The sequence below is a fragment of the Streptomyces xingningensis genome, assembly GCF_054957865.1.
In genome coordinates this window covers 1-5388 of the sequence record NZ_JBDJPF010000122.1, presented here as the reverse complement: position 1 = coordinate 5388, position 5388 = coordinate 1, and the positions used below count along the sequence as shown (strand labels likewise).

The 5388-nt window shown below is 70.5% G+C and carries 7 protein-coding genes and 1 pseudogene; 2 read left to right on the top strand and 6 right to left on the bottom strand.

What is annotated here, in order from left to right:
- Positions 1–55 precede the first annotated feature (55 nt).
- Positions 56–640: a PaaI family thioesterase gene (locus ABCR83_RS32010; RefSeq protein ID WP_462698772.1), complete on the bottom strand. Its 585-nt coding sequence runs from the start codon at positions 638–640 to the stop codon at positions 56–58.
- 59 nt (positions 641–699) lie between these two features.
- On the opposite strand from ABCR83_RS32010, the gene ABCR83_RS32005 reads away from it, so the two are divergent.
- Positions 700–1143, top strand: a complete 444-nt coding sequence (locus tag ABCR83_RS32005; protein WP_462698771.1) for a DUF3093 domain-containing protein — start codon at positions 700–702, stop codon at positions 1141–1143.
- Here ABCR83_RS32005 and ABCR83_RS32000 read toward each other — a convergent pair.
- From ABCR83_RS32000 to ABCR83_RS31985, 4 genes are all read right to left on the bottom strand, one after another.
- A complete protein-coding gene (locus ABCR83_RS32000; protein ID WP_462698770.1) occupies positions 1140–1958 on the bottom strand; it encodes a hypothetical protein in 819 nt (272 codons plus the stop codon). The two genes, ABCR83_RS32005 and ABCR83_RS32000, sit on opposite strands and share 4 nt — an antisense overlap.
- A gap of 14 nt (positions 1959–1972) precedes the next feature.
- Positions 1973–2269, bottom strand: coding sequence for a DUF4193 domain-containing protein (locus tag ABCR83_RS31995; RefSeq protein WP_462698769.1), 297 nt, complete (start codon positions 2267–2269; stop codon positions 1973–1975).
- A 405-nt stretch (positions 2270–2674) separates the two neighbouring features.
- On the bottom strand, positions 2675–3940 hold the full coding sequence (locus tag ABCR83_RS31990; protein ID WP_462698768.1) for a sensor histidine kinase: 1266 nt from the start codon (positions 3938–3940) through the stop codon (positions 2675–2677).
- Between the two features lie 6 nt (positions 3941–3946).
- Positions 3947–4600: a response regulator transcription factor gene (locus ABCR83_RS31985; protein WP_462698767.1), complete on the bottom strand. Its 654-nt coding sequence runs from the start codon at positions 4598–4600 to the stop codon at positions 3947–3949.
- A 270-nt stretch (positions 4601–4870) separates the two neighbouring features.
- Between ABCR83_RS31985 and ABCR83_RS31980 the strand changes: the two genes are divergently transcribed.
- Positions 4871–5098 (top strand): hypothetical protein, encoded by a 228-nt coding sequence (locus ABCR83_RS31980; RefSeq protein WP_462698773.1) that lies wholly within the window; start codon positions 4871–4873, stop codon positions 5096–5098.
- A gap of 72 nt (positions 5099–5170) precedes the next feature.
- Here ABCR83_RS31980 and ABCR83_RS31975 read toward each other — a convergent pair.
- Positions 5171–5388, bottom strand: a pseudogene (locus tag ABCR83_RS31975) (hypothetical protein); the annotation flags it as partial.

Sequence of the window (5388 nt, the reverse complement as noted above, 5' to 3'; positions counted from 1 at the left end):
AGGCGACAGCGCGGGTCGTGGATCACCTGCGGCCCGGAGGCCTCGCGTGCGACGCTCATGGGTTCACCTCGAACGCTCGGGCCATCTTCACCTGGTCGGGATCGGCCAGTGCGGCCCGGATCTCCTCGGAGCGGCCGTTCTCCAGGAAGTGCTCGACCTTGACCTCGATGAACACCGCGTTCGCGCGCACCGCGACCGGCCCCTCGGGGCCGCCGATGCGCCCGGTGGCCGTGCAGTAGATCTTGCGGTTGTGCACCGCGACGGCCTGGGCCTCCAGATACAGCACGGTGTCCACCGGCACCGGCTGGACATAGTCCGTCTCCAGCCGCCCGGTCACCGCGATCACCCGGGTCAGCCAGTTGAGCGAGCCCAGCGTCTCGTCCAGCGCCGTCGCCAGCACCCCGCCGTGCGCGAGGCCGGGGGCCCCCTGGTGCACCTGCTTGACCCGGAACTCGGCGGTGACACCGACCCCCTCGCCGGCCCGCACCTCGAGGTGCAGCCCGTGCGGGACTCCGCCGCCGCAGCCGAAGCAGTGTTCATAGTGCGACCCGATGCTCTCTCCGGGCGCCGGGGCTTCGGGGTGCCGCACCGGCGGTCCGGCGTCGGCCGGCGGTGTCAGCGCTGTCGTTCGTCCACTCACAGGGGCTGACCTTACCCGCGCCGAAGGCACCCGGTCCCCTCCGTGCCAAGCTTGAACGCATGCAGCCTTACGAAGAACGCCTGACCGCGCCCCGTTCCTGGTGGTTCATCGCGGTTCTCCTCGGGGTCGCCCTGGCGCTGGTCCTGCTGCCGCTGGGCCCGGTTCCGATGCTGGCCGGCCTCATCGGCGGCGGCGCCCTGGCCGCCGTCGCGGTCAGCTCGTACGGCTCCGCCCGGATCAGGGTCGTGGGGGGCGCGCTGGTCGCGGGCGACGCGAAGATCCCGGTCGAGGCGCTGGGGACGCCGGAGATCCTGGACGCCGAGGAGGCCCGCGCCTGGCGCACCCACAAGGCTGACACCCGTGCCTTTATGCTGCTGCGCGGTTATGTGCCCACGGCGGTGCGGATCGAGATCACGGACCCGGCCGACCCTACCCCTTATGTCTATCTCTCCACCCGCTCCCCCGAGCGCCTGGCCGCCGCCCTCGCGGCGGTGCGCGGCTAACCGGCCGCCTGCTCCCAGGGCACCTGCTTGGTGCGCAGATCCGCCCGCACCTTCGCGGCGAGCCGCTTGGTGTCCCGGCGGTTCATCACCGCACCGACCGCCGCGCCGACCATGAACGGGGTGAGGTTGGGCAGATTGCGGAAGGTCCGCTTGAGGATCTGCTGGCGCAGCTCGCGCTTCAGCTGCCCGCCGAGCGCCGCGTTGACGGTCATGGGGGCGGTGACATCGATGCCGCGCTCATCGGCCCAGGCGGCGAGGTAGGCGAAGGCCCGCTGCCGGGTGGACCCGGGTGCCCGCAGGCCGTAGACCTCGTGCAGCTCGGCGATCAGTTTGAACTCCACGGCCGCGATGCCGACGATCTCGGCCGCGAGCTCGGCGGGCATGGCGGGCGGCACCGGCAGCATCGCCGCGGCCCCGACCCCGGCGCCGACGGTGGACGTGCCGTACGCGGCACCGGCCACCAGCTTGTCGGCGATCTCCTCCGGGCCGAGGCCCGGGAACTGGGCCCGCAGGGTCGCGAGATCGCGCACCGGCACCCGTGGGGCGTTCGCGATGATCCGGTCGGTGACGGCGGTCAGGCCCGCCCGAGCCCCCCTGGCCCACTTCTGGGTGCGCCGGTACGACGCATGCGCGACCGCGGCCGCCTCGACGTCGCGGCCGACCTCAGCGGCGAGCGAGGCCGCAGGGCCTCGCTCGGCGTGTGTGCCGGCCACGTCGCCCGCTGCGGCCGGTACGGGCCGCATGGTGTCCTCGGCCGACCCGAAGGGCTCGGGCTGCCGGGAACGCCGCTTCCGGAACGGGTTCGAGCCTGCCATCGCAGACCCGCACCTCACTCGCAGTCGCGGCAGATCGGCTGACCGTTCTTCTCACCGGCCAGCTGGCTGCGGTGGTGCACGAGGAAGCAGCTCATGCACGTGAACTCGTCGGCCTGCCGGGGCAGCACCCGGACGGACAGTTCCTCATTGGAAAGGTCCGCGCCGGGCAGCTCCAGGCCTTCGACGGCCTCGAACTCATCGACGTCGACATTGGACGCCGACTTGTCGTTCCGCCGGGCCTTGAGTTCTTCGATGCTGTCGGAATCGACCTCATCGTCGGTCTTGCGTGGGGTGTCGTAATCCGTTGCCATGTCGCTCTCCCCCTCTGGGTGTCTGCGGTGTCTCCAGCGCACGTAACGCGTGAGAGGCCGGACTTGTGCCCGACCCGAGGCGGAGATTTTGCCTCACATCAAGGTCTGTTACTCAATCGACACCCAACCGCACACCTGAAGAGGTGATCGGATTGGGTGGCGAACGGGACCGTACACGGTCCGGATGCCGCATGCGGCAGCGCCATCTCCTGTACTTCCCGTGATCAAGACCCCCGGAAACCCCCATTTTCCAGGCGTTCCAACAACTTGTTCGATCACGGAGAGTAGATGGCCGGAAGTATGTGCATGTGATCGATCACACACAACGCCAGTGTCGTCCGGATCGGGAAAATTCCTCCCAAAGCGAACCCGCGCCGCGTATTGTCGCAGAATTCCAGGAGCCTGTCAGGTCGGCAGCACCACCCGCATGACCAGGCCACCACCCTCGCGCGGCCGCACGGTGATGCGCCCGCCGTGCGCCCGGGCCACCGAACGGACGATGGACAGCCCGAGGCCGACGCCCTTGTCACTGCCGGTGCGCTCGGTACGGAGCCGGCGGAAGGGCTCGAAGATGTTGTCCAGCTCGTACGCCGGGACGACCGGGCCGGTGTTCTCGACCACCAGCACCGCCTGGCCCGGCTGGGCCTCGGTGGTGACCTCGACCCAGCCGTCCGGGACGTTGTACCGCACGGCGTTCTGCACCAGATTCAGCGCGATCCGCTCCAGCAGCACCCCATTGCCCTGCACCACCGCCGGCTGCCGGGTGCCCCGCAGCTCCACGCCCTTGGCCTGCGCCTCGGCGTGGGCCTGGTCCACGGCCTGGGAGGCCACCTCCGCGATGTCCACCGGCTTGCGGTCCACGATCTCGTTGTCGCTGCGCGCCAGCAGCAGCAGCCCCTCCACCAGCTGTTCGCTGCGCTCATTGGTGGCCAGCAGCGTCTTGCCCAGCTGCTGGAGCTCGGGGGACGCGCCGGGGTCGGAGAGGTGCACCTCCAGCAGCGTGCGGTTGATCGCGAGTGGGGTGCGCAGCTCGTGCGAGGCATTGGCCACAAAGCGCTGCTGCGCGGTGAAGGCGCGCTCCAGCCGGTCGAGCATCTCGTCGAAGGTGTCCGACAGCTCCTTCAACTCGTCGTCCGGGCCGCCCAGTTCGATGCGCCGGGACAGGTCCGTACCGGCGACCCGGCGGGCGGTGCGGGTGATCTTGCCGAGCGGCGAGAGGACCCGGCCCGCCATGGCGTAGCCGAAGGCGAAGGCGATCACGGCGAGGCCCAGCAGGGCCAGCAGCGACTGCTTGAGCAGGCTGTTCAGCGCACCGGCGCGCTGGTGCTGCATGCACTTCAGGAGCTCGTCCTGGATGTTGCCGCCGCTCCGCAGGCCCTGGCAGGTGGTGTCATCGGGGACCCGCACCGTCGCGATCTGGAAGGGCAGGTCGCTGCCCTGCCGCAGCGCCTCCGCCGCCAGCAGATAGATGATCGTCAGCAGCAGGACGCCCGCCATCAGGAACATCCCGCCGTACAGCAGCGTCAGCCGTATCCGGATCGTGGGGCGCAGCCAGGGAAAGGGGCGTACGACCGGCTGGCGGGGGTCCCAGGCGGGTCTCGGCGGGATGGCCGCGACAGCCGGAGCCGGCTGCCGCGGCGGGGTGGGAGGCGCGGGGGGTGGGGTGGGCATGGCGGGTCAGATCCGGTATCCGGAGCCGGGGACGGTGACGATGACGGCCGGCTCGCCGAGCTTGCGGCGCAGTGTCATCACGGTGACACGGACCACATTGGTGAACGGGTCGGTGTTCTCGTCCCAGGCCTTCTCCAGCAGCTGCTCGGCGGAGACCACCGCGCCCTCGCTGCGCATCAGCACCTCCAGCACCGCGAACTCCTTGGGTGCCAGCTGCACCTCCCGGCCGTCGCGGAACACCTCGCGGCGGTTGGGATCGAGCCTGATGCCCGCGCGCTCCAGGACGGGCGGCAGGGCCACCGTCGTCCGCCGGCCCAGCGCCCGGACGCGCGCGGTGAGCTCGCTGAACGCGAAGGGCTTGGGGAGGTAGTCGTCGGCGCCGATCTCCAGTCCCTCCACCCGGTCGCTGACATCGCCGGAGGCGGTCAGCATCAGGACCCGGGTGGGCATGCCCAGCTCGACCACCTTGCGGCAGACGTCGTCGCCATGGACCAGGGGGAGGTCCCGGTCGAGGACGATGACGTCGTAGTCATTGACGGCGATGCGCTCCAGAGCGGCGGCTCCGTCGTACACGACGTCGACGGCCATGGCTTCCCGGCGCAGTCCGGTCGCGACGGCATCGGCGAGCAGCTGCTCGTCCTCGACGACGAGTACGCGCACGGCGCTTGTCCTTCCTCTTGGGCCCGTGGGCCGGCCTTCCGGGCCCGTGAGCATGCCTGATGGCCCCGAAGGGGCCACTCCATCCTGCCTCGAACCCCGATAAACCGGCGGTAAGGGGTTCTGGATGGCCGGGATGGGCAGGGATTCCGGATTACTCGCGGATCGCAGGTTTCCCCCCGGACGACGGTGGGGAAGACGTCTGCACACCCGCGATCACACTCCCTGTTACGGCCGCACGCCATGACCGGCGGCACTCCAGGGGCCACGCAAGTGATCGTTTCGCCGTGGCACACCCCCGTGCCATCGACCCACGACGAGGGGGCGCAGCACATGGACGCGTTCACCGCTGGCATTCTGCAGCGCATAGAGAACACTCGTACCGACCTCGACCGGGCCCGCCGCAGTGGCGACGACTTTCTCGCCGAAGTGGAACAGGCGGAGCTGGACGATCTGCACCGCCTGGCCGCGGAGCACGGCGTCGAGATCAGCGCCGCCTGATCCTTGACCACCGCGGACGCCGGGCGGGCTGGTTCCTCAGCCCGCCCGGCGTCCGGCCTGTTGCCGACCTCTTTAGCCGCGCCAGGCGCCCAGGGCCTCCAGGCGCTCCTGCAGCGGCTCGAAGAGCCCCGGCGGGGCCGCGACCGTCAGTTCGCCGGAGGCGGGCGCGCCCGGCCGGCCGCCGGTGTGGGCGCCCGCCTCGCGGGCGATCAGGGCTCCGGCCGCGAAGTCCCAGGGGTCCTCACCTGCTGGCTCGCAAAGTCGGGTGGGTGTGCGTAACCACGTATGAG